At 64.8% G+C, this 22,126-nt stretch carries 19 protein-coding genes; 4 read left to right on the forward strand and 15 right to left on the reverse strand.

Annotated features, from left to right (window positions below):
• Window positions 1–110: 110 nt before the first annotated feature.
• A complete protein-coding gene (locus ACVMDN_RS32395; protein WP_076828024.1) occupies window positions 111–1,613 on the forward strand; it encodes a hypothetical protein in 1,503 nt (500 codons plus the stop codon).
• 206 nt (window positions 1,614–1,819) lie between these two features.
• Here ACVMDN_RS32395 and ACVMDN_RS32400 read toward each other — a convergent pair whose 3' ends face one another.
• The 14 genes from ACVMDN_RS32400 to ACVMDN_RS32465 form a co-directional block, all read right to left on the reverse strand.
• Window positions 1,820–3,019 carry an ABC transporter substrate-binding protein gene (locus ACVMDN_RS32400; protein WP_076828022.1) on the reverse strand — a complete coding sequence of 400 codons (1,200 nt, stop codon included), beginning with the start codon at window positions 3,017–3,019 and terminating at the stop codon, window positions 1,820–1,822.
• 121 nt (window positions 3,020–3,140) lie between these two features.
• A complete protein-coding gene (locus ACVMDN_RS32405) occupies window positions 3,141–3,527 on the reverse strand; it encodes a DUF3052 domain-containing protein (protein ID WP_244558820.1) in 387 nt (128 codons plus the stop codon).
• A 39-nt stretch (window positions 3,528–3,566) separates the two neighbouring features.
• A complete protein-coding gene (gene ftsH, locus ACVMDN_RS32410; protein ID WP_057018122.1) occupies window positions 3,567–5,489 on the reverse strand; it encodes an ATP-dependent zinc metalloprotease FtsH in 1,923 nt (640 codons plus the stop codon).
• Between the two features lie 258 nt (window positions 5,490–5,747).
• Window positions 5,748–6,782 carry a tRNA lysidine(34) synthetase TilS gene (gene tilS, locus ACVMDN_RS32415; RefSeq protein ID WP_057018121.1) on the reverse strand — a complete coding sequence of 345 codons (1,035 nt, stop codon included), beginning with the start codon at window positions 6,780–6,782 and terminating at the stop codon, window positions 5,748–5,750.
• Between the two features lie 52 nt (window positions 6,783–6,834).
• Entirely contained in the window at window positions 6,835–7,875 is a 1,041-nt protein-coding gene (gene ybgF / locus ACVMDN_RS32420; RefSeq protein ID WP_076828018.1) for a tol-pal system protein YbgF, read from the reverse strand.
• Between the two features lie 252 nt (window positions 7,876–8,127).
• Entirely contained in the window at window positions 8,128–8,610 is a 483-nt protein-coding gene (gene pal, locus ACVMDN_RS32425) for a peptidoglycan-associated lipoprotein Pal (protein WP_016846948.1), read from the reverse strand.
• A 272-nt stretch (window positions 8,611–8,882) separates the two neighbouring features.
• A complete protein-coding gene (locus ACVMDN_RS32430) occupies window positions 8,883–9,617 on the reverse strand; it encodes an N-acyl amino acid synthase FeeM domain-containing protein (RefSeq protein WP_057018120.1) in 735 nt (244 codons plus the stop codon).
• A 172-nt stretch (window positions 9,618–9,789) separates the two neighbouring features.
• Complete coding sequence (locus ACVMDN_RS32435; protein ID WP_076828017.1) at window positions 9,790–12,114, reverse strand: putative bifunctional diguanylate cyclase/phosphodiesterase; 2,325 nt, start codon at window positions 12,112–12,114, stop codon at window positions 9,790–9,792.
• A gap of 184 nt (window positions 12,115–12,298) precedes the next feature.
• On the reverse strand, window positions 12,299–13,624 hold the full coding sequence (gene tolB, locus ACVMDN_RS32440; RefSeq protein ID WP_028340643.1) for a Tol-Pal system beta propeller repeat protein TolB: 1,326 nt from the start codon (window positions 13,622–13,624) through the stop codon (window positions 12,299–12,301).
• Window positions 13,625–13,696: 72 nt separating this feature from the next.
• Entirely contained in the window at window positions 13,697–14,629 is a 933-nt protein-coding gene (locus ACVMDN_RS32445; RefSeq protein ID WP_057018118.1) for a cell envelope integrity protein TolA, read from the reverse strand.
• A gap of 30 nt (window positions 14,630–14,659) precedes the next feature.
• Window positions 14,660–15,127: a biopolymer transporter ExbD gene (locus tag ACVMDN_RS32450; RefSeq protein WP_016846953.1), complete on the reverse strand. Its 468-nt coding sequence runs from the start codon at window positions 15,125–15,127 to the stop codon at window positions 14,660–14,662.
• 34 nt (window positions 15,128–15,161) lie between these two features.
• The gene (gene tolQ, locus ACVMDN_RS32455) at window positions 15,162–15,875 is read right to left on the reverse strand and encodes a protein TolQ (protein ID WP_016846954.1); all 714 of its coding nucleotides are present in this window, start codon (window positions 15,873–15,875) and stop codon (window positions 15,162–15,164) included.
• Between the two features lie 571 nt (window positions 15,876–16,446).
• A complete protein-coding gene (gene crcB, locus ACVMDN_RS32460; RefSeq protein ID WP_076828042.1) occupies window positions 16,447–16,833 on the reverse strand; it encodes a fluoride efflux transporter CrcB in 387 nt (128 codons plus the stop codon).
• A 241-nt stretch (window positions 16,834–17,074) separates the two neighbouring features.
• Window positions 17,075–17,674: a superoxide dismutase gene (locus ACVMDN_RS32465; protein ID WP_016846956.1), complete on the reverse strand. Its 600-nt coding sequence runs from the start codon at window positions 17,672–17,674 to the stop codon at window positions 17,075–17,077.
• 139 nt (window positions 17,675–17,813) lie between these two features.
• Here ACVMDN_RS32465 and ACVMDN_RS32470 point away from each other — a divergent pair, with 139 nt between their 5' ends.
• The 3 genes from ACVMDN_RS32470 (at window position 17,814) to ACVMDN_RS32480 (ending at window position 20,569) form a co-directional block, all read left to right on the forward strand.
• Entirely contained in the window at window positions 17,814–18,344 is a 531-nt protein-coding gene (locus ACVMDN_RS32470) for a GNAT family N-acetyltransferase (RefSeq protein WP_076828015.1), read from the forward strand.
• A gap of 136 nt (window positions 18,345–18,480) precedes the next feature.
• Window positions 18,481–19,866: an MATE family efflux transporter gene (locus ACVMDN_RS32475; protein WP_076828013.1), complete on the forward strand. Its 1,386-nt coding sequence runs from the start codon at window positions 18,481–18,483 to the stop codon at window positions 19,864–19,866.
• 259 nt (window positions 19,867–20,125) lie between these two features.
• The gene (locus tag ACVMDN_RS32480; RefSeq protein WP_076828011.1) at window positions 20,126–20,569 is read left to right on the forward strand and encodes a DUF2147 domain-containing protein; all 444 of its coding nucleotides are present in this window, start codon (window positions 20,126–20,128) and stop codon (window positions 20,567–20,569) included.
• Window positions 20,570–20,812: 243 nt separating this feature from the next.
• Here the strand turns inward: ACVMDN_RS32480 and ACVMDN_RS32485 are convergent, their stop codons facing one another.
• A complete protein-coding gene (locus ACVMDN_RS32485; RefSeq protein ID WP_076828009.1) occupies window positions 20,813–21,961 on the reverse strand; it encodes a DUF3095 domain-containing protein in 1,149 nt (382 codons plus the stop codon).
• Window positions 21,962–22,126: the final 165 nt, after the last annotated feature.

Raw genomic sequence — 22,126 nt, forward strand, 5'->3', positions numbered from 1 at the left:
TATCGCCGCGGCATTTACCCGAATTTATCGGAAGCCGTGGTCGAGTGCGCGCCAGCATCACGCGTGGCGTTGGCTCTGGATGCCCCCGGCCGAAACAAGCAAGAAAGCGCATGTCACTCTCCATCACCAGCAGCGTGAGCAGCCGTAGCGCGGCGCGAGGACTGGTGCCGCTGTGCGCCGCCGTGGGCGCCTATCTGTTTTATCTCTCGGCCGGCGAAATCCTGCTGCGCGATTCCGACACGATGTGGCAGATCCGGGTCGGACAGTGGATCCTCGAACACGGCGCGATGCCGACATCGGACGTGTTCTCGTTCACCCGTTTCGGCGAGCCCTGGATCTCGAGCTCGTGGCTGTCGCAGGTGGTGTACGCGCTCGTATACGGCGGCGATTGGGCCGGGCCGGTGATCCTGTCGTCGATGGCGATCGGCGCGACGGTCGCAATCTTCCTGCATCTGTTGAGCCCGTATTTCGATCCGGCGCGCGCGCTTCTGATCGCGGCGCTGGCGCTGCTGTTGTCGACGATCCACTTCTTGGCGCGGCCGCATGTGTTGGCGCTGCCGGTGCTGCTGGCGTTCATCGGCGGCCTGCTCGTGGCCGCGGATCGCCGCGCCTCACCGTCATGGTGGCTGCTGCCGCTGATGACGCTGTGGGCCAATCTGCATGGCGGCTTCGTTCTCGGCCTGGCGCTGATCGGACCGATCGGACTGGAGGCGGTGTGGAACGCGGAGCCCGGCCGCCGCCGCCAGCTTGTCGTGCGATGGGGCCTGTTCGGCCTCGCCGCGCTGGCCGCGAGCTGCCTGACGCCCTATGGCTGGAACAGCCTGCTCGGCGCGACCAAGATCCTCAGCCTCGGCAAATTGCTGACGCTGATCGGGGAATGGAAGCCGGCGGATTTCAGCAAGCCCAGCTTCTTCGAAGCCACGCTGCTCGGCCTGATCGGCCTGATCTGCTATCGCAGGCTGACGCTGTCGGTGCCGCGGATCCTGCTGCTGCTCGCGCTGATCTGGATGGCGCTGAGCCATGTCCGCAACATCGAGGTATTCGCGTTCATCGCTCCGCTGGTGCTCGCCAAGCCGATCGCCGAGCAATGGGGAACGGCAGGCGCCACCGCCGCCCGCTTCGGAGAAACGCGCGCATTCCCCGTCGTCACGATCCTGGCTGTGATCGCGATGGTGATCGGCGCGTGGGTGACGACGGGGATGTTCGTCGCGCAGCATCAGTTCAAATTCCTGCCGATGTTCTCGCCCGTTGCCGCGGTCGATGTGCTGCAGCAGCACAAGGCGCAGCGCGTGTTCAGCACCGCGCCGTTTGGCGGCTACATGGTCAGCCGCGACATGAAGGTGTTCATCGACGGCCGCGCCGAGCTCTATGGCGAGCAATTCGTGCTCGACTATTACGATGCGCTCGACGCCCGCGACGTCGGCCGGCTGCTGGGCCTGCTCGACAAATACCGGATCGATGCCACGCTGCTGAGCTCGGACTCGCCCGCCGGCAACGCGCTGGATCACCTGAAGGGCTGGAAGCGGCTGTACAAGGACGACATCGCCGTGATCCATGTACGCTCGGACGAGACGAAGACCGGCGCGGCGGCGGCGGGTCAGAGCACGAACTAACCGACGCCGCACAAGTCCAAAATCGCATCGTCGTCCCGTCATCCTGAGGTGCGAGCCTTGCGGCGCAATTGCGCCGCCGGGCGAGCCTCGAAGGATGAATCGGCCACCAGTCGGGCCGTCGATCCTTCGAGACGCCGCTGCGCGGCTCCTCAGGATGACGGGTTTGATCCCCGGCGCTCACAGTTCAAGCGCGATCAGCCCCACCCTCAATTCCCTGTCTGAAGCTCGCCGAAGCGATCCCAGGTCTTGCCGTTGAAGCGCATCAGTTGCATCTGATCGACCGGCACGTGGTCGGCCGGCGAGGTGTTGACCTTGATGCCCGGCAGCAACATCGGCAATTCCAGGCCCTTGATCGCGAATGCCTGACGCAGGATGTTCTCGGTCGAGAGATCGTCGCCGCAGGCCTTCAGCACCGCCTCCAGCGCCATCGCGCTGTTGTAGGCGTTGACGTAGTTGGTGTCGTGCTGGTCGCCTTCCGGCACGTATCTGGTCATGAACTCGCGCCAGCCCTTCATGCCGGGATCGTCGCTCCATGCCGGGTCGTCCGGATCCTTCACATAGGCCGTGGAGATGATGCCGGTGCCGGCCTCGAGGCCGGCAGGCTGCATCACGGTCGAGATCCACACCGCTGTGTTGGACAGGAAAGTCATCGGCCGCCAGCCGATCTCAAAGGCCTTGCGGATCGACTGCGCCGCGAATTTCGGCGTCGCCGCGATCACGAAGACGTCGGCATTGGTGGCCTTCAGCTTGACGATCTGGGAGTCGATCGTCGGGTCCGTGATCTCATAGGTCGCAACCGTGACCAGAGACTCATACTTCTCGCCGAGCACGTCCTTGAGGCCGGCGAGATAGTCGCGGCCGTAGTCGTCGTTCTGCGAGATGACGGCGAACCTTGCATTCGGATTCTTCGCCAGCGCATAGCGCGCATAGAGCCGTGCCTCGTAGCGGAACGGCGCCTGCACGCCCATCGTCGCCTGCGGGAATTGCGTGACGTCGCCGAATTTCGAGGCGCCGGAGGCCAGGAACAGCTGCGGGATGTTCTTGCCCTGCAGGTACTTTGCGATCGCGGTGTTGTGCGCGGTGCCGATCGAGGAGAAGATCAGCGCGACCTCGTCGCTCTCGACGAGGCGGCGCGTTTGCTCCACCGTCTTCGGCGGCGCGTAGGAATCGTCCAGCGAGATGAAGTTGATCTTGCGGCCATTGATGCCGCCGCGCTCGTTCAGCATCCTGAAATAGCCGGCTTCGCCCTTGCCGAGTGCGCCGAACGCCGACACCGGCCCGCTATAGGGCATGGTCTGGCCGATCCTGATTTCGGTTGATGTGACGCCCCGCATCTCGTCGGCGAGAGAAGACGTGGGCAGCAGCAGGAACGAAATGGCGCCAAGCGCGCCGAATGCCTTGCGCATCGGCCTCCCCTTCCCTTTTTCTTGCCGCGCCTTCAGACATCGCGGCTGTGCCGTTTGACGGCTTGGCGGGAGGATGCCACGGCGTTGCAGCGGAGGCCACGGATATTCGAAAGGCGCGATTTCAGCGCTTGCCGCGGTCCCTGACCGGGATCACGAATTTCAGCCCCGACCAGACGTTATCGACCGCACAGACCTTGACGTCGACCAAGCCGTTCGCGAGCCCGGTTGCGCGGACCTCCTTCTCCGTAAGGTCGGTCGCGACACCCGAACTCTTCTTCGGCCACGATACCCAGATCATGCCGTCAGGGGCGATCGCATGACGGTAACGCCGCAGCCTGGCCGCAAGCCCCTCGGCCTTGGCGGCGAACAGGTGCACGGCATCGAGCGGTGCCCGTGCGGTCTTCGCTACCAGCACATCGGCGGGCAGCTCGCCGACAACGTCGCCATAGGGAACGGACAACCCGTCGACAAAAATACAAAAGCCCGGCTTGAGGCCGAGCTTTTGCACAACTGGTCTGCCGGAAGTGCCGGCCATCGCGGGCGAGGCTTACGCCTGCGGCTGCGGCTCCATGCCGGTGTCCGGATCGGGACGCGGGCGCGGCTTGCCGGCCGGCGGCACGGCGGATGCGCGCGGCGTCGACGGCTCCAGCACCGACTCGCGATTGGGCTTCTTGCCCTTCAAGAGGTCGATGATCTCGTCGCCGGTCAGCGTCTCGAACTCGAGCAGGCCCTTGGCGAGCGCCTCGAGATCCTCGCGCTTCTCGGTGAGGATCTTGGTCGCCTCGTTGTAGCCTTCCTCGACCAGACGCCTGATCTCGGAGTCGATTTTCTGGACGGTCGCCTCGGACGCATTCTGCGTGCGCGAGACCGACATGCCGAGGAACACCTCGTCCTGGTTCTCGCCGTAGGAGACGGTGCCGAGCTCTTCCGAGAGGCCCCAGCGCGTCACCATCATGCGGGCAAGGCGGGTCGCCTGCTCGATGTCGGAGGCGGCGCCCGAGGTCACCTTCTCGCGGCCGAAGATCAACTCTTCGGCGACGCGGCCACCCATCATGATGGCAAGGCGCGAAGTCATCTGCTCGAGCGACATCGACAGCTTGTCGCGCTCCGGCAGCTGCATCACCATGCCCAGCGCACGGCCGCGCGGAATGATGGTCGCCTTGTGGATCGGATCGGTCGCGACGACGTTGAGGCCAACGATGGCGTGGCCGCCCTCGTGATAGGCCGTCAGCAGCTTCTCTTCCTCGGTCATCACGAGCGACTTGCGCTCGGCGCCCATCATCACCTTGTCCTTGGCCTCTTCGAACTCGGCCTGCGTCACCATCCGCTTGTTGCGGCGGGCGGCGGTCAGCGCAGCCTCGTTGACGAGGTTCATCAGGTCGGCGCCCGAGAAGCCCGGGGTGCCGCGCGCGATGGTCTTGAGGTTGATATCCGGCGCCAGCGGCACCTTGCGGACGTGAACCTTGAGGATCTGCTCGCGGCCGACGACGTCCGGGTTCGGCACCACGACCTGGCGGTCGAAGCGACCGGGACGCAGCAGCGCGGGATCGAGCACGTCGGGACGGTTGGTCGCCGCGATCAGGATCACGCCCTCATTGGCCTCGAAGCCGTCCATCTCGACCAGCAACTGGTTCAGCGTCTGCTCGCGCTCGTCGTTGCCGCCGCCGAGGCCGGCGCCGCGATGACGGCCGACCGCGTCGATTTCGTCGATGAAGATGATGCAGGGCGCGTTCTTCTTGGCCTGCTCGAACATGTCGCGGACGCGGCTCGCGCCGACGCCGACGAACATCTCGACGAAGTCAGAACCGGAGATGGTGAAGAACGGCACGTTGGCTTCGCCCGCGACCGCGCGCGCGATCAGCGTCTTGCCGGTGCCGGGAGGGCCGACCAGCAACACGCCGCGCGGAATCCGTCCGCCGAGCCGCTGGAATTTGCCGGGGTCGCGGAGGAATTCGACGATCTCCTGCAGATCCTGCTTGGCCTCGTCGACACCAGCGACGTCCTCGAAGGTGACGCGGCCATGGGCCTCGGTCAGCATCTTGGCGCGCGACTTGCCAAAGCCCATCGCCTTGCCGGCGCCGCCCTGCATCTGCCGCGACAGGAAGATCCACACGCCGATCAGCGCGATGAACGGCAACCAGGAGACGAGCAGCGAGACGAACCACGGCACGTTATCGCCGGGCGCCTTCGCGGTGATCTGCACCTTGGCGTCAAAGAGGCGCTTCACGAGCGTCGGATCGCTCGGCGCGTAGGTCTGGAAGCTCGTGCCGTTGTTGAAGGTGCCGTGAATCTCCGGCCCCTGGATCACGACGTCGCGGACATGGCCCTGATCGACCTCAGTGAGAAGCTGCGAGAACGAGATGTCCGAGGACGACGAGCGCTGGCCAGGATTCTGGAAAAGCGTGAACAACGCCAGCAACAGCAGGACAATGATGACCCAGAGGGCGAAATTCCGCAGATTGGCGTTCATGGTCTTCCTTCGTGGTCGCGCGGATCGCGGCCTCTCTCTATCCTTGGGCAGGCTCTGTGGGAATCCCCAGGGAATCCATCCCGTCGATGGCATACAATTTAGGTGCCGCTGGGGTAGATGCCAAGGGAACCACGCACGACTATTTACCGCATCCTAGCGCGATTCCCGGTCAAAAAATGGCGCTGAATCCGGTGTTTTTCCGGGGTGGTTAAGCCTCTTTGCCCGATTATGACAGCGATTGAAACAATCGAACCCGGCTCAGCGGGAGCGCGCCCGGCGGGGCGGTGCCGGGCCGATCCTGATCCGGCCGGCAGCGATGCTGATGACCGCTCCGGCAAGGGTCTGTTTCAGCCTGGATTCGCGTTTTCCCAAAGTCCCATCCAAGGCCTCGTCCATCGCGGCGAGCAGGGTTTCGACCTTGCCGAGCTCGGCCGGGCCCTCATGTCCGACGCGGTCGATGGCGCGCTTGAGCAGACGGACGCGAATTTCCTCGGGCATTACTGCGAACAGTGCAGCATCGAAGCCCGTGCCAGAGTTATCCTCGCTCTTCAACGCAAGATAGTGCTCGGCGCCGTCGACCAGCACCTCCAGGGCGGCGTTGGCGCGCGCGATCCGCGCGGCAAGCCGCGCCAGGTTCCGCGCGTCGCCGCCCTCCGCCGCGAGCATCTGCATCAGCGCGCGCAGCCGCGGACGCATGAAGGTTCGATCGCGGTTGGTCGGATCGTCGGCAAAGCCGATGCGCGCCTTCTGCAGCGTCGCGATCAGCTGGGCCTTGGAGATGTCGAGCAGCGGCCGTGTCAGCAAGACGCCATCGCGCTCGGTCTCGCGCGCCATTGCCGAGAGGCCCGCAACGCCGCTGCCGCGCAGCATCCGCATCAACAGCGTCTCGGCCTGATCGTCACGGGTGTGCGCGGTCAAAATATGCGTGGCGCCATGCTTGCGTGCGGCCTGCGCGAGCAGTCGATAGCGGGCCGCGCGCGCGGCCGCCGGCACGCCGGTTCCAGGCTTTGGTCCAGTCCAACGCAACGTGTGATGCGGCAGCTCGAGACTTCGCGCCAGCCGCTTGACGTCGCGCGCCTCGCGAGCCGCTTCAGGACGCAGGCCGTGATCGACCGTGACCGCCACCAGCCGCGGTCCCTGCGCGAGCGCGCGGCGCCAGCGCGCGGCGAGCCACATCAGCGCGACTGAATCGGGACCGCCGGACACCGCAAGCAGGAGCGCCGGCGCGCCCGCAAGGCCTGCGAACAGGCGCTTGGCGTCCCTTGCCGGGATGGCGGATTGATCGTCGGGCATCGCAAAACCAGCTGCTGGCGGAGAGGCCGGAAGCGGCCTTCCCGCATCTGGTTTAGCACTTCACGCGCTTCTGCTCGCGATCAACCGCAGCCTTGACCCCGCCGGACGCGCGCGGGTACTTCCGCGTGATCTCGCCGAACGCGGCGCAGGCCGCTTCCTTCTCCTTCAGCGCCGCCAGCGACTGGCCGAGCCGCAGCAGGGCGTCGGGCGCCTTCGCGGACTTGTCGAACTTGGTGGTCACGCCGAGGAAGGTCTCCGCAGCATCGCGATATTGCTGGCGCTGGAAATAGCTTTCGCCGAGCCAGTATTGCGAGTCCGCCACCAGGGGATCGTTCGGATACTTCTGGCCGAAGTTCTTCATCGTCTCTTCGGCGAGCGCATAGTCCTTGCGCTGCATATAGCCGATGCCGAGGTCGAACTCGTCCTTCGACGTCGCCGACGGCGGCAGCGTGGTCAGGGCTGCGCTCGCGCCGGGCGCACGCTGCGGGCTGGTGTTGCCGAGATTGAGCGGCTCGCCTGCCCCACGGCCGCCGGGCGCACCAACCGCCGCCTCACCGGGCATCGGCATCCCGCCGCCGCCAAGTGCGCGCGGCGCCCCTGGGGCATTCGGGTTCTGGTTCGGATCGAAGGCATCGCCGCGGCCGCGGCGGCCGGAAGCCGCCGGCGCCGGCTCCTGCGCGATCGGCGCAGGCGCCGCGATCTGCTGCTGCTGGTCATAGCCGCCCTGCGGCGGCCTGCCATATCCTTGCTGCGGCTGGCCGTAGCCTTGCTGGGGCTGGGCGTAGCCCGGCTGCGCTTGCGGGTAGGCCTGCGGTTGCTGCGCCGGTGGCGCCGCCGCAACGGGTTGGCCCGCCGGAGCCTGTCCAGCTGGGCCGGGCGGTTGCCCGCCAAGCTGCCGCAGCCGCTCCTCGAGCTGGCGGTTACGGTATTGCAGTTCCTCGTTCTGGCCGGTCAGCTGCCGCAGCTGGTTCTCGAGCCGCTCGATCCGCATTTCAGCATCGGAATCGTCGGATTGGGCAAACACTGGCGCGGAAACGGCGAGCAACGCCGCGATCGCCGCGGCGGAGGAAAGAAAATGAATCCTGGATGACATTTTGCCCTGACGACGAGATCGACGTGAAAAGCGAGCGACATTGAAAGACGGAGTACGCCGGAATTGTGACTGGCACTTCAAATCCGGGACAGCGTCGCGGGATACCGGTTTAGTACGGACGCTGGAACAAGCAAGCGGCCAATTGCGCGCAGCTTCGTTCATCTTGATGACGGCGGGCCGGGCCTTCACGCGGCCAAAACAAAAACCGGCGCCCTGAAGGCGCCGGCTTGAAAACACTCATTCAGGTTCGCGTCAGGAGCTGGCGTTCAGCACGGTGACGGCGCGACGATTCTGCGACCAGCAGGAGATGTCGTTACAGACCGCGACCGGACGCTCCTTGCCGTAGGAAATGGTGCGCATGCGGCTCGGATCGATGCCGCGCGAGGCAAGGTAAGCGCGGACCGACTGGGCACGGCGGGCACCGAGCGCGATGTTGTATTCGCGGGTGCCGCGCTCGTCGGCATGACCTTCGATGGTGAAGGAGTAACGGTTATAGGTCTGCAGCCACTGCGCCTGCTTGTCGAGGGTCGCCGTCGCCTGCGGGCTGAGATCGGTCTGATCGCTCTCAAAGAACACGCGGTCGCCGACATTGACCACGAAATCCTGCTGGCTGCCCGGGGTCGCGGCGCCCCCAATCGCGCCATTGGCGTCCAACGGGTTCTTGTTGGCGCAGGCGCCCATCGACAGCGCCACCGCCAGAACCGCAACCAGCTTCATACCCTGGAGATAATTCATTCCCGGAGCCTCCACGCTCGCGCTCTTCGTACTACCCAATCGGTCTACAGGGCGATGGTTAAGCGAACGTTCCGTCAACCTTGACGAGACCTTGCTGAACCCCATCAAATGCCAGGCAATGGCGAAAAGCGCCCCCGATGGTTAATGGGTGGCAAATGTGGCGCGATGGTGAAGGGAAGGCAAGGTTCGCGGGAACCGGCCGCTTTTGCAGGACAATTTGGCCTGCGCGCAACAGTCGATCGACACTGACTCGATGAGAATGGCCGATTCCCTCAGGGATTCGGCACGATCGAAGCGCGCTCGAACGGCTGCACGAAGCCGTCGGGCTGCAACTGGCCTTCGCGGTCGAACAGCATGCGCCGCTCGAAGGCGCTGGAGCGCAGGAAGGGATAGCGGGCCAGCACGCGTTCCCGCACCGTCGGCAAATGCGACGCCATCAAGCCGACCGGCTTCACCAGCCCGGGATAGAGCCGCGGCTCCGACCAGGTCTCGTGCAGGAACACACGCCGGTAGAACGCCATGTGCTCGGGCCGGACCGGCGCCAGGCCGTAATCGGCGTTGAAGTGCACGCCCGCGGTCGAGCCGAGGCGCACGGTGACATAGGGCAGTTCCGGGACGTTCCGGGCCTTCTCGGGATCCGCGACGAAGCGCGTCGAGTCGATGAAGACCAGACCCTGATCAAGCTTCGGCAGCAGCACGTCGCCGAACACCTCGAGCGTCGGCGAGGTACGCCATTCCGGCGTCACCACGGTGATGCGGATCGAGCTGCAGAGTTCGCCTTGCAGATAGACACCGAACACCCAGGCATTCGGCGCATCATCGAACTGATCGACAACCCGCTCATCCGCCGAGGGCCGGATCGCGCCTTCGCGCAGATAGGCGCGATAGCGAAGCCGGTAGATCTCGTCTTTCTGTTCCGGGGTCTGAGCGAGGCGGTAATCGACTTGATCCAGAGGGTCCGCAAGCCTTCCTGTCGCGGGCTTGATGGCTTCGGCCGCGGACCTCATTTGGTACTCCCTGAACAACGCAACAACTTCAACGCGCGGCCAAAAGATTAACAGCTTCTTAATTTCCGTCAAAGCAATCGAGGCAATACAGTTAACCTCTCGCCGCAAGGGTACACTACGAATGGTGCAGCCGAAGGCTCTCACAACTATCGATTGAGGGTATTGCGCCGGGTCAAGCGATCGAGCGCGAGGGAACCACGTGCAGTTGCTCGTCGGTCCGCCGGCCGTGCGAGGCATTGAGCAGCTGGCGGATGCGGACGGAGGGAACCGGCCGGCTGAACAGGTATCCCTGTGCTTCGGTCACCGCGCCATCGGCGCTGATCAGTTCGAGCTGCTCATTGGTCTCGATGCCCTCGACCACGACCGACATGCCGAGATCCGCCGACAGTCGCGCCACCCCCCGCAGCAGGGTCAGCGGACGGTCGCTGTCGATGCCCTCGAGGAAGGAGCGGTCGATCTTGACCTTCTGCAGCGGAAAATTGTGCAGGTAGCTGAGCGACGAGTAGCCGGTGCCGAAATCGTCCAGCGAGATCCGCACGCCGAGCGAGCGCAGCTGGGACAGCAAGTCGTGGGTCAGCTCGGTGTTGTGCAGCAGCGAGGATTCGGTGATCTCGATCTCGAGCCGGTGCGCCGGCAGGCCGGAGACCTCGAGTGCGTAGCGAACCTCGCTCAGCACGTCGCGCTGGTGGAACTGCTGCGGCGAGAAGTTGACCGCGACGCTGACCGCCTCGGGCCACTTCATGCATTCCATGCAGGCCTTGCGCAGGATCCAGCGGCCGAGATCGACGATCAGGCCCATGTCCTCGGCAACGGGGATGATGTCGACGGGAGAGACCGTGCCGCGTGCCGGATGGTTCCAGCGCAGCAGCGCCTCGCAGGTGCTCACCTTGCCGGACTTCAGGTTGATCAGCGGCTGGTAGAACAGCTCGAATTCCTCGTTGGCGAGCGCCTTGCGCAGGTCGAGCTCGAGGATGCGGCGGGCCTCGACGGTTTGCGCCATCTCGTCGCGGAAGAAGCAGAAGGTGCCGCGGCCGTCGGCCTTGGCGCGGTAGAGCGCCATGTCGGCGTTCTTCAGCAGCGTGTCGGCGCCGACGCCGGGCGCGGTCATCGCGATGCCGACGCTGGCGCCGATCTCGACCAAATGGTTGTCGATCTTGTAGCGCTCGCTGAGGCGGTCGACGATGCGACGAGCCAGCGCCGCAGCGTCCTCGTGCGAGTGGATGTTCTGCTGGAACACCACGAACTCGTCGCCGCCGAACCGCGCCACGAAATCCTCCGGCCGCAGCATCTCGCGCAGCCGCTCGGCGACCGCGCAGAGCAGCTGGTCGCCGCAGGGATGACCGAGCGTATCGTTGACCTGCTTGAACTGGTCGAGGTCGACGAACAGCAATGCGGAGCGATGGTCGCCGTGCTGCATGGCGAGCAGCCGGCCGATTTCGTCGCGGAAATTGACGCGGTTGGGCAGCGCGGTCAGCTCGTCGTAGCGCGCGAGGTGGCTGATCCGGGCCTCGGCGTCCTTGCGCTCGGTGATGTCCTCGACCAGCACCACCGTGCCGCCGCCGGCCATCGGCTGGAAAGTCCAGTCGAGCGAGCGGTTCTTGGTTGGGTCGGGATCGCTGGTGACGATATCGCCGCGCTGCGAGCTCTCGATCTCGTAGAGGATCTGCTGTGCGGCCGCGGCCGAGATCGAGCCGGACAGGACACAGGCGTTGCAGATGTCGGTCGCGCTGGCGCCGCGCTGCACGAAATCGTCCGACAGCTGCATCATCTCGATGAAGCGGTGGTTCATCACCGCAACGCGGCCGTCGGCGCTGAACATGCACAGGCCGTGCGGCATGTTGTTCAGCGCGGTATCGAACTGGCCCGCCAGCGCGGCCTCGCGCTCCTTGGCGATCCAGGCGTTGACGTAGATGCGCTGCAGGCTGGAGGTCAGATGCCGGATGGCGCTGAAGAACACCAGGCTGAGCAGTGCAAGGGCGATGTGATAGGGGCCGCCGACATACATCAGCGCCAGGATCAGGGGACCGATCGACATCAACAGATGCAGGTGGAAGATCTGCGGCCGGCCGAAGGTCCGCCCTACCCCCGCCGAGGTGTAGGCGACCACCGTGGTCACGCACAGCATGTGCGCGGCGGCATCATTGGTCGTGAGCAGCACGGTGACGCCCCAGATGCCGAGCGAGATGCCGTAGGCGATGGTGCCGATCCGGTAACGCTTCTCCCAGGTCACGGACTCTTCGACGGTGAGCCGGGAATTGCGCTGCTGGTAGCGGTACATCTGCAGCGCGCGCGCCAGCCCCACCACGATGAACAGCGGCACGCATAGCCAGCACAACAGATTGCTCGTGACAGCCGCAATCACGGCGCCCGCAATGGCGGGACCGAAGGCGCCGAAAATCATGGGCGCTGGGTTCATGAACAGGGAATCGACCAGTGCCGCCGAAATCGTCGGCGACATCGACCGGTCCGGTTCACCCGTCTGACTTGCAAACTGCATTGTGAGAGCGCGCGTCCTTTTCAGCTCGCACTCTTACTGATCGCAGGTGAAGTCTTTCTGAGCGAACATCGTTAGCAAGTCCTTGCCGCGCCCAGGCGACGACCGGAATTCACTATAAAATTCAGTGCGCTAGGTGAGAAGTGTTGACCGCCGCCGAGGTTCCCGGAGCAGCTCTGCACCCGGCTCACGACAACAGCGGCGACCAGGCCGGGTCGGAGGCAAAGCCCGGGGTCGGTACCCGCAGCTCGTTGCGGCCGGAGACGTCGATGGTGAACAGCGACGGGCCGCTGTTGCCGCCGGGATCGCGGAAAAACATCACGACGCGCCCGTTCGGCGCAAAGGTCGGGCCTTCATTGTGGAAGCCCGAGGTCAGGATGCGCTCGCCCGAACCGTCGGGTTTCATGATGCCGATCGCGAACTGCCCGCCGCCCTGCTTGGTGAAGGCGATGTAGTCGCCGCGCGGCGACCAAACCGGCGTCGAATAGGTGCCGTCGCCGAACGAGATGCGCTGTGCACCGCCGCCGGTTGCCGGCATCACGTAGATCTGCGGCTTGCCACCGCGATCCGACTCGAAGCACAGCCGCGTGCCGTCGGGCGCGTAGGACGGCGAGGTGTCGATCGCCGGCGTGTCGGTCAGCCGCGTCATCGACTTCGAGCGGAGATCCATCACGAACAGGTTGGAGTTGCCGCCCTGCTGCAGGCTCATGATGACGCGCTGGCCGTCGGGCGAGAAGCGCGGCGAGAACGACATGCCCGGGAAGTTGCCGACGATCTCGCGCTGGCCGGTCTCGATGTTGAGCAGATAGACGCGCGGGTCGCCCTGCCCGAATTCCATGTAGGTGATTTCCTGGGTCGACGGCGAGAAGCGCGGCGTCAGCACGAGATCCGAGCCGCGGGTCAGGTAGCGCACATTGGCGCCGTCCTGGTCCATCAGCGCGAGCCGCTTGACGCGGCGATCCGCCGAGCCGCTCTCGTCGACGAACACGACGCGGGTATCGAAATAACCCTTCTCGCCGGTCAGCCGCTCGTAGATCTGGTCGGAGATGATGTGGGCGATGCGCCGCCAGTATTCGGCCGAGGTGTCGTACTGCTGGCCGGCGAGCTGCTGGCCGGTGTTGACGTCCCAGAGCCGGAACTCCGCCTTGACGCGCCCGTTGCCCTGGCGCGTCATGCGGCCGGTCACCAGCGCCTGCGCGTTGATGCTCTTCCAGTTGTTGAAGTTCGGCGCCGCGTCGATGTTGATCTGCTTCTCGAGATAGGCCGCCTGATCGATCGGCGCAAACAGGCCGCTGCGCTTCAGATTGTTGGTGATCACCTGCGTCACGCCGACACCGACCTCGGTGTCCCCGGGCGTACCGGCGGCGAAGTTCGGGATCGCGATCGGCAGCGGCGCGAAGTCGCCTTCCGGAATGACGACGCGCTTCTGTGCAAAGGCGCTGCGGCTTCCGGCCAGCACGCCAAGGGCAGCCATTCCGGAGATCATCTGTCGGCGGTCGAGGCGAAACGTCATTGTACGCAAATCATTCTGGTCGGTCATTGTCCGTAGACTTTGTTTGCTATTGGCCAAGCGACGCCGTCGCCCTCAGGTCTTTCGCTCTGTGAACACCGGCGCAAAATACTTCCATTCGTCGAAGAAGGCCGCCGGCAGATTGTACGGCTGGCATTCGATGATCGCCCGCAGCGCGCTCTCCTGATAGACGCGCAGATAGGGCGTCGCCGGCGTGCCTTCCGGCACCGGCATGCCCTCGAGCGAGCCGTCACGCTTCAGCTTGATCGAGAACACCGCCTCGGTCTGCTGCGCCTCGATGCCACCATAGGGCTTCTTCCAGCAGCGCTCGACCTGCTGCTTGAACATCGCGCCCCAGGTCGCGGAGTTGTCGGCAGCCTTGCCCTTCGCGGTGCCGAGCGCCGCATTGGCATTGAGCGTATCGCCGGTCGCCGCGGCCCGCGTCGGGTCACGCTTGTCGAGGAGGGCTGCGATCTTGCTCTGGTCGAACACGCGATCCTTCGGCTTCTGCTCCGGCGGCGGCTTGGCGGCCTGTGCGACCGGCTTCGGCGGCGGCTTCTTCTCTTCCTTCTTGATCGCTTCCGCGATCGGGTCGGGCTTCACCGGATCGGGTTTCTTCTCGACCGGCTTCGGCTCTTCCTTCGGCTTGTTCTCGACCTTCTTCGGCGGATCCGGCTTCTTGTCTTCCGGCTTCTCCACCTTCGGCGCCGGCTGCGGCGCGGTGTCGGTCACGACAGGGGGCTTTTTCTCCTCGACCTTGCCGACGGTGTCGTCGACCGGCTTGGCTTCAGCGACCTTGTCGACCAGCGGCTTGGGATTTTCCTTCTTGCCGTCCTTCTGACCGGCCATGACATGCGAGAGCTGGTCGGGCGAGATCACGTCGACGGCAACCGATTCCTCTTCGGGCATCACGTACGCCTTGGTCGACCACGACACGAGGCCCCACCCGATCACGAGGACGTGCAGGACAATCGATGCCGCCAGAGTCTTGTCGACCTTGACCTTCAAATCAGGCTTCCCCGTGCCTTGGCATGGTGGTTATCCGCCTTCCGGGATGATGACGATATTCGCCTTGAATCCCGCGGCCCGGACCTCCCCGAGCAGTTTCATCATATCCGTGTAACAGACGTCCTTGTCGCCACGCAGATAGACCACTTTTTCGGCATCCGACCGGGCGTCACCGATCGCCTTGATCTTGGCCGGAAAATCGGCGGCCGTGACCGGCGCGTCACCCAGATAGAGCTCGACATTCGAGTTGCAGCCGCCGCCGGTGCGCTTGACCGACAATGTCAGCGGCGGCTGGTTCGACGAGATCGACTTGCCGCCGCTCGCCACCGGCAGGTCGATGTCGATGTTCGACGTCATCAGCGGCGCCGCGACCATGAAGATGATCAGCAGCACCAGCATCACGTCGACCATCGGCGTGACGTTGATCTCGGCCATGACCGGCTTGCGGCCGCCGCGGCGGCGTCTGCCACCGCCGGACCCTGCCATGCTCATCGCCATGATCGCACACCCGCAAAAGTGACCATCATCTAACTCAACCCCGCTCGTCGATCTGACGGGACAGGATGGCGGAGAACTCGTCGGCGAAGCCCTCCAGGCGCGCGGCCTGCCGGTTCACCTCCGAAGTGAACTTATTGTAGAAAATAGTCGCCGGAATTGCGGCAATCAGGCCGATTGCAGTGGCAAACAGCGCTTCCGCGATACCGGGCGCCACCACCGCCAAAGAGGTGTTTTTGGAGGCCGCGATCGACTGGAAGCTCGACATGATGCCCCAGACGGTGCCGAACAGGCCGACAAAGGGGCCTGCCGAGCCCACGGTGGCGAGCACCAGCAGCCGGCGTTCCAGCCGCTCCACCTCCCGGGCGATCGAGACGTTCATGACCTTCTCGATCCGCGCCTGCAGGCCGGCAAAGGACCGCGACTGGCTCTCGAAGGAGCGCTTCCACTCCCGCATCGCCGCGACGAAACAGGCCGCCATCGACTGGGTCGGCTTGGCCGAGAGGGCCCGGTAGAGTTCCTCGATCGACTGGCCGGACCAGAACGCCTGCTCGAACTTGTCCATGGCCCGCTTGGTGCGGGCGTAGAGCAGGATCTTGTCGATTGCGATCGCCCAGACCCACACCGAGCAGGACAGAAGTCCCAACATCACGCATTTGACGACCCAATGGGCCTGCCAGAACAGCGCGATCAGCGACACGTCGCTCGATGCCAGTGGCAGAGTTGACTGAGCCACGTCGGCGGGATTCATCGGCAATATCCTCTCAACGCAAGTGTCCCAATTCGGCGGGCCGCCAATCGGCACCCCTTCCACGGCCGCGCGCCCGGCGCGGCAAAACTGCGCGAGAGCCTCTTACATCTGTCGCATGGGGGGCCCGTCCAAAGCCGCGCCCTGCTTCCCCTGCCAACATGTCAAAACGAGGGCTTTTCACGCGTCATTCCGACCCTAACCAAACGCTAATCATGGTTAAGGCGAGGTTACCAAAGGGAAATTTGGAGGCGGGAAATGCCGCCGGCCGGGGAGGTTGGCGGGTTCCACAGATGAACAGTTTCCGCGGGATGGAAGGTGACGAGACCCCTGCCCACGTCGTCCCGGCCTAGTGCGCAATTGCGCACGGGGGCCGGGATCCAAACCACCGCACTCAGTGATGAACGGGATCGCGGCCCCAGCGCGCGCAACATTTGAGACTTGGGGTAATGGATCCCGGCCTTCGCCGGGACGACGGGAAGGATGGTTCTCGATTCAAGTTGCCACACCACGCGGTGTCATCACCCGCATGCGGGTGATCCAGTATTCCAGAGATGGCGGTGCCGAGTGCATCTCACGTCAAATGCCTGATGATCGCGAGCCCGGCGAACAGGCCGGCGATCGAGAGAGCGACCGAGCCCGCGACATACAACACCGCAAGGCCGAGCTCGCCGCGCTCGTAGAGCAGCGCGGTGTCGAGCGAGAAGGCGGAGAAGGTGGTGTAGCCGCCGAGGATGCCGGTCATCAAAAATAGCCGCCAGGGCTGCGAGGCGTCGCCCTTGAAGGCGAGATAGCCGGCGATCAGGCCCATCACGGTCGAGCCCGTGATGTTGATGATGAAGGTGCCGTAGGGAAACGCGGTGCCGATGCAGCGCGCGCAGGTGACGTTGATCAAATGCCGCAACGTCGCGCCGAGACCGCCGCCGAAGAAGACGAGGAGATAGCTTGCCGCGTTACCCACCAATGCCCCCGCTGGTGTGTCGAGTGAGGGCGCATCTTGCCGCACACTCAAATCACCCACCCCTGAAAGGGGAGGGTCGACGCGAATGAAATGAGCGGCGGGGCGGGGTCACAGTCTCTCCATTGAGAGACTGCTCGTGCTGAGAGATGACCCTCCCCGTTTCGCATTTCGCTTCGCTGCATGCGAAACGACCCTCCCCTTCAGGGGAGGGTGAAGAAATATGCGACGGTCGAAGCCGCGCTTAGCCGGCCTTGCCGAACAGCTCGTCGACATAGTCCCAGTTGACGAGGTTTTCGACGAACGCCTTCAGATAGTCCGGACGGCGGTTGCGGTAGTCGATGTAGTAGGAGTGCTCCCAGACGTCGACGCCGAGGATCGGCACCGCGCCGTGGACCAGCGGGTTCTCGCCGTTCGGAGTCTTGGCGACCTCGAGCTTGCCGCCCTTGACCTGCAGCCAGGCCCAGCCGGAGCCGAACTGACCGGCGCCGGCAGCAGCGAAGTCGGCCTTGAACTTGTCGAAGCCGCCGAGGTCCTCGTTGATTTTCTTCTCGAGCCGGCCGGGCAGCTTGCTGCCGCCGCCATTCGGCTTCATCCACTTCCAGAAATGGATGTGGTTGTAGTGCTGACCGGCATTGTTGAAGACGGCCGCGTTCTTGCCGAACGAACCCTTCACGATCTCCTCGAGGGACTTGCCTTCGAATTCGGTCCCCTTGATCGCGTTGTTGCCGTTGGTGACGTAGGCTTGGTGATGCTTGTCGTGGTGAAACTCCAGCGTTTCCTTGGACATGTAGGGAGCAAGGGCGTCGTGGGCGTAGGGCAGATCGGGTAGCGTGAAGGTCATGGGGTAATGTCCAACAGAGGGTGGGAGACTACACTTAACGGGCCCCCCTTATAGAAGGTTCCATGGCGGAGAAACACCGCATTTTCGGATCGCCCATGACAGATCGGCACAGCCCGAACCAAGACCAAGGACCCAGACGATGAGCATCGAAATCGACATTCTCAACGGAGATGCGTCGTGGAAGCGCGCCGAGCCGCTGCTCCAGGCGGTCTGGAGCCCGGATGCCGCCGAGAAGCCGGTCTGGGCGGACATCAAATGGGCCCACGCGGATTTGCGCGTACTGCTCGATGCGCCCGACGACAGCGGGCTGGCCTGCCATGTCGGTATCTATTTCCGGACCATCACCTGGAATGGCCACAAGGTGCATGTCGGCGGCATCGGCGGAGTCTCGACCCGCGCGGACTGCCGGCGGCGCGGCTATGCGTCACTCGCGTTGGATGCTGCCGTGCACACCATTCGTGCCAACGACGCGGTGAAATTTGCAATCTTATTCTGCGAGCCGCACAATTTCGCGTTCTACCAGGCGCGCGGCTGGCATCCCTTCAGCGGCGAAGTTTATTGCGAGCAGCCTTCCGGGCAGATCCGCTTCGAGGCGATGGCGCCGTTCGTCAACGACATCGTCCGCGCGCCGCGCCAGGGCAAGATCGACCTATGCGGCCTGCCGTGGTGACCCCTGCATCGGCGGCGGTGGCGATCAACGGTGCAACCTCGTAACATGTCGATCATCATTTATTGATTGCGAGCCCGGTTCACTGGCGTTGGATTGCAGTGCGCCCCTCTCCCGCTTGCGAAGTGAGCCGTGACGCATGACCATTGATGCCTCGATCGACGACGTGCAGCCGGCCACGGCCGCGCCCGCCACGCCGGTCAATGACCTGCTGACCGCGCCGATCCTGCCGACGCTGCTTCGCCTCGCGATCCCGAACACCATCGCCATGTTCGGCTCGACGCTGGTCGCGGTGGCCGAGACCTCTTACATCGGCCGGCTCGGCACCGAGCCGCTGGCCGGCATTGCGCTGGTGTTTCCGTTCGCGATGCTGACGCAGATGATGTCGGCCGGCGCGATGGGCGGCGGCGTCTCGTCGGCGATCAGCCGCGCGCTCGGCGCCGGCGATCGCGACCGCGCCGCCGATCTGGCGCTGCATGCGGCGATCATCGGCGGATGCGCCGGACTGTTCTTCACCGTGATGATGCTGGGCTTCGGCCGCAAATTCTATGCGCTGCTCGGCGGACATGGCGGCGTGCTCGAGCAGTCGATGCATTACTCGCAGGTGCTGTTCTCCGGCGCGATCTCGATCTGGCTGGTCAACACGCTCGCCTCCGTGGTGCGCGGCACCGGCGATATGCGAATTCCCTCGATGACGCTGATCACGGTCTCGATGATCCAGATCGCGGTCGGCGGCGTGCTGGGTCTCGGGTTGTTCGGCATGCCCGGTCTCGGCATGCGCGGCGTCGCCGCCGGACAGCTCACGGCCTTCACGTGTGGTGCGATCTTCCTCGCCTGGTATCTCGCCTCTGGCCGCAGCCGGTTGAAACTCGACTTCGCCGCCTTCAGCTTCCAGCGCGCGATGTTCCTCGACATTCTCAAGGTCGGCGCGATCTCCTGCCTGTCGCCGCTGCAGAGCGTGCTGACCATCCTGATCTTCACCAAGATCCTGGCCAGCTTCGGCACCGAGACGCTGGCCGGTTACGGCATGGGCTCGCGGTTGGAGTTTTTGCTGATCCCGATCGCGTTCGCGGTCGGCGTCGCCTCGGTGCCGATAGTCGGCATGGCGATCGGCGCGGGACTCGTGACGCGCGCCCGCAAGGTGGCGTGGACCGCCGGCACCGTCGCCGGACTTGTCGTTGGCTTCGTCGGACTTGTGGTCGCGCTCAAGCCGACGCTGTGGATTGCGCTGTTCACCACCGATCCCGGCGTGACCGCCGCGGCTTCGTCCTATTTCGCGCTGGCCGGCCCGGGCTTCGGCTTCTTCGGCGTCGGCGTCTGTCTCTATTTCTCCTCGCAGGGCGCGGCCAAGGTCGGCGGACCGGTGCTGGCCGGCACCATCCGCCTGCTGCTGGTCGGCATCGGCGGCTGGTGGCTCGCTACCGTGAGCGCCCCGGCGTGGACGCTGTTTGCGCTGGTCGGCGGTGCAATGGTGGCGTTCGGCCTCGCCACCATCATTTCGATCCGGCTGACCCGCTGGGGATAAATACGACGCAGCGCCCTCGCACCGGAGCGTTGCCTAAGCATGACTGCTCCGGAAACAGGCACCAAATTTTTTGGGAGCGCGCTCACCTGATCGCGCGAATATGACATTGCAGAAATTCTTCGACTTGTTATGCAGGCCGACCTCTAAAGCGCGATGAGATTGGGTCGAATCGTCATCGCGCTTTAGCTCTTTGTTTGATCATGATCTTTTCGGAAAACCGCTTCGCACTTTTCCGGATCATGCTCTGGGGGAATGAGCCATGGCCTGCAGATTCGAATTCATGATCGCAATCATTGCGACGGTGCTTGCCGTGCCCGTCGCGCATGCGCAAGGCGCGCCTGAGCCGGTCGGCGTCTGGCAGACCCAGGCCGGCGATGCCCGCGTCAAGATCAGCAAATGCGGCGGCGGCATCTGCGGCGTGGTGGTGAGCCTGCGCGACCCGATCGATCCGATGACCGGCAAGCCCCAGGTCGACAACAAGAATCCGAATCCGTCGCTGTCCAGCCGGCCGATCATCGGGCTGCCGCTGTTTTCCGGCATGCATCCGGTCGCCGCGGGCAAATGGTCGGGCCAGATCTACAACGCCGACGACGGCGGCACCTATGCGAGCAGCATCTCGGTGACCGGCGAGAGCACGCTGCGCGTCGAAGGCTGCGTCGGCGCGCTGTGCGGCGGCGAGACCTGGACGCGGGTGGGACGGTAATTCTGAGCCGAGCGGTAACCGCGACGGGACCGTGCTCCCTCGCCCCGCTCTTGCGGGGAGAGGGTTGGGGTGAGGGGCTCTATCCGCGTAGCCATATCTGAATTGTAGTCAGCTCACCGTCGATCTCGCGAGTCGGATGAATATCTCTTGCGGCCACGCATTGCCTGCCCTCACCCGAAAGCCACGCGAGGCGTGGCGTCCGACCTCTCCCCGCAAACGAGCGGGGAGAGGTGAGAAAAATTGCTACACCGCGCGCGCCTTCAGCACCGTCGCGGCCGAGGCGTAGCCGCCGCGGGCGCCGTCGATGAAGTGGACGTGGTCGGCGCGCATCACCGACGGGGTGAAGCAGGTCATCATCGCGGCATCCTGCTCGTGCAGGCCATAACGCACGATGCCCTGCGCCGCGGCGGCGGCGAGGCGCTGCTCGATGTCGGAAGCGAGCTCCGGCGTGCAATCCAGGATCATGCGCAGGCCGTCGTCGAACTTGCGAAAGTCTGAATTCTCGACGACCTGCTGCAGATAACGTTTCGGCGCGAACTTGCCGACCGGGATGTTGAACCGCATCAGCGTATAGGCCCACAGCGTGAATGTGAGCACCACGGCGCGACGCAGCGCGAGCGGGCCGCGGCGCCGTGCGCGCGCCTCGTACTCCATTCCCTGCGGCGGCCAGTGCAGCGGCGGACCGCTGGCGGGCACCGGCCGTCCGGCATCGGGACTTTTCTCGACGCGGACGACGATATCCTCGATCACCTTGCGGAAGGACGCGGGATCGGCGTTCTTCGCCGGCAGCACCAGCACCGACAGAATGACGCCGCGCGCGGACGGCATCACCTCGAAGCGGCAGGACAGGCCGGACAAATCGGGTTGCGTGCCCTGAGGCGCCGGATCGACCGCGAACTCGGCGCGCTTCATCGCGGCATCGGCGTAAGCAAGACCGCCGCCTGAGAACATCGCATAGGACAGATTGGCCGACGGCCCGAAGCGCGCGACGCGGACATCGGCGCCCGCGGCGCGGATCGCCGCAATCGGCACCAGCGCCACCCGCAGCACCAGATCGAGGTCGTCGTGCACCCAGCGCGCGGTCGCGGCCAGGGCTTCGCGCGCCTTGTCGAGATCGGCGGGCGCGACCGCAAAACTCGCACCGTCGCCGCCGAACACGAAGGGGAATTCGCGGCCCTCCAGCGCATTGGTGACGGCGGCGACCACCGCGGCGCCGGCCATGTTGACCGCCTTGTAGCGCTGCGCCGCGATCGCCTTGGTCGATTCCACGATATCGGCGACGCCGACCGTCCAGTCATCCGGCAACGGCGCATACAGCGCGGGGTCCATCAGCCGCGCGAAGCCGCGAAACACCGGAATGCCGCCGTAGAAGATATCGCTGCCGCCAGCCATCGCAACGCCGCGCCGTTTCCGCCCTGATGCGGGATTCTCTAGCAGATACGGCGCGGGTTGGGACCGGTTTTAGAAGCGTAGATGGGGTAACGGGCCGGCCGCCCGCTCGCTACGGCGCAATTTGGAAGCGCGCTCGCGAGCGGCCTGTTGGTTGGAAGGCGGTCG

Source organism: Bradyrhizobium sp. USDA 4510 (assembly GCF_054059095.1).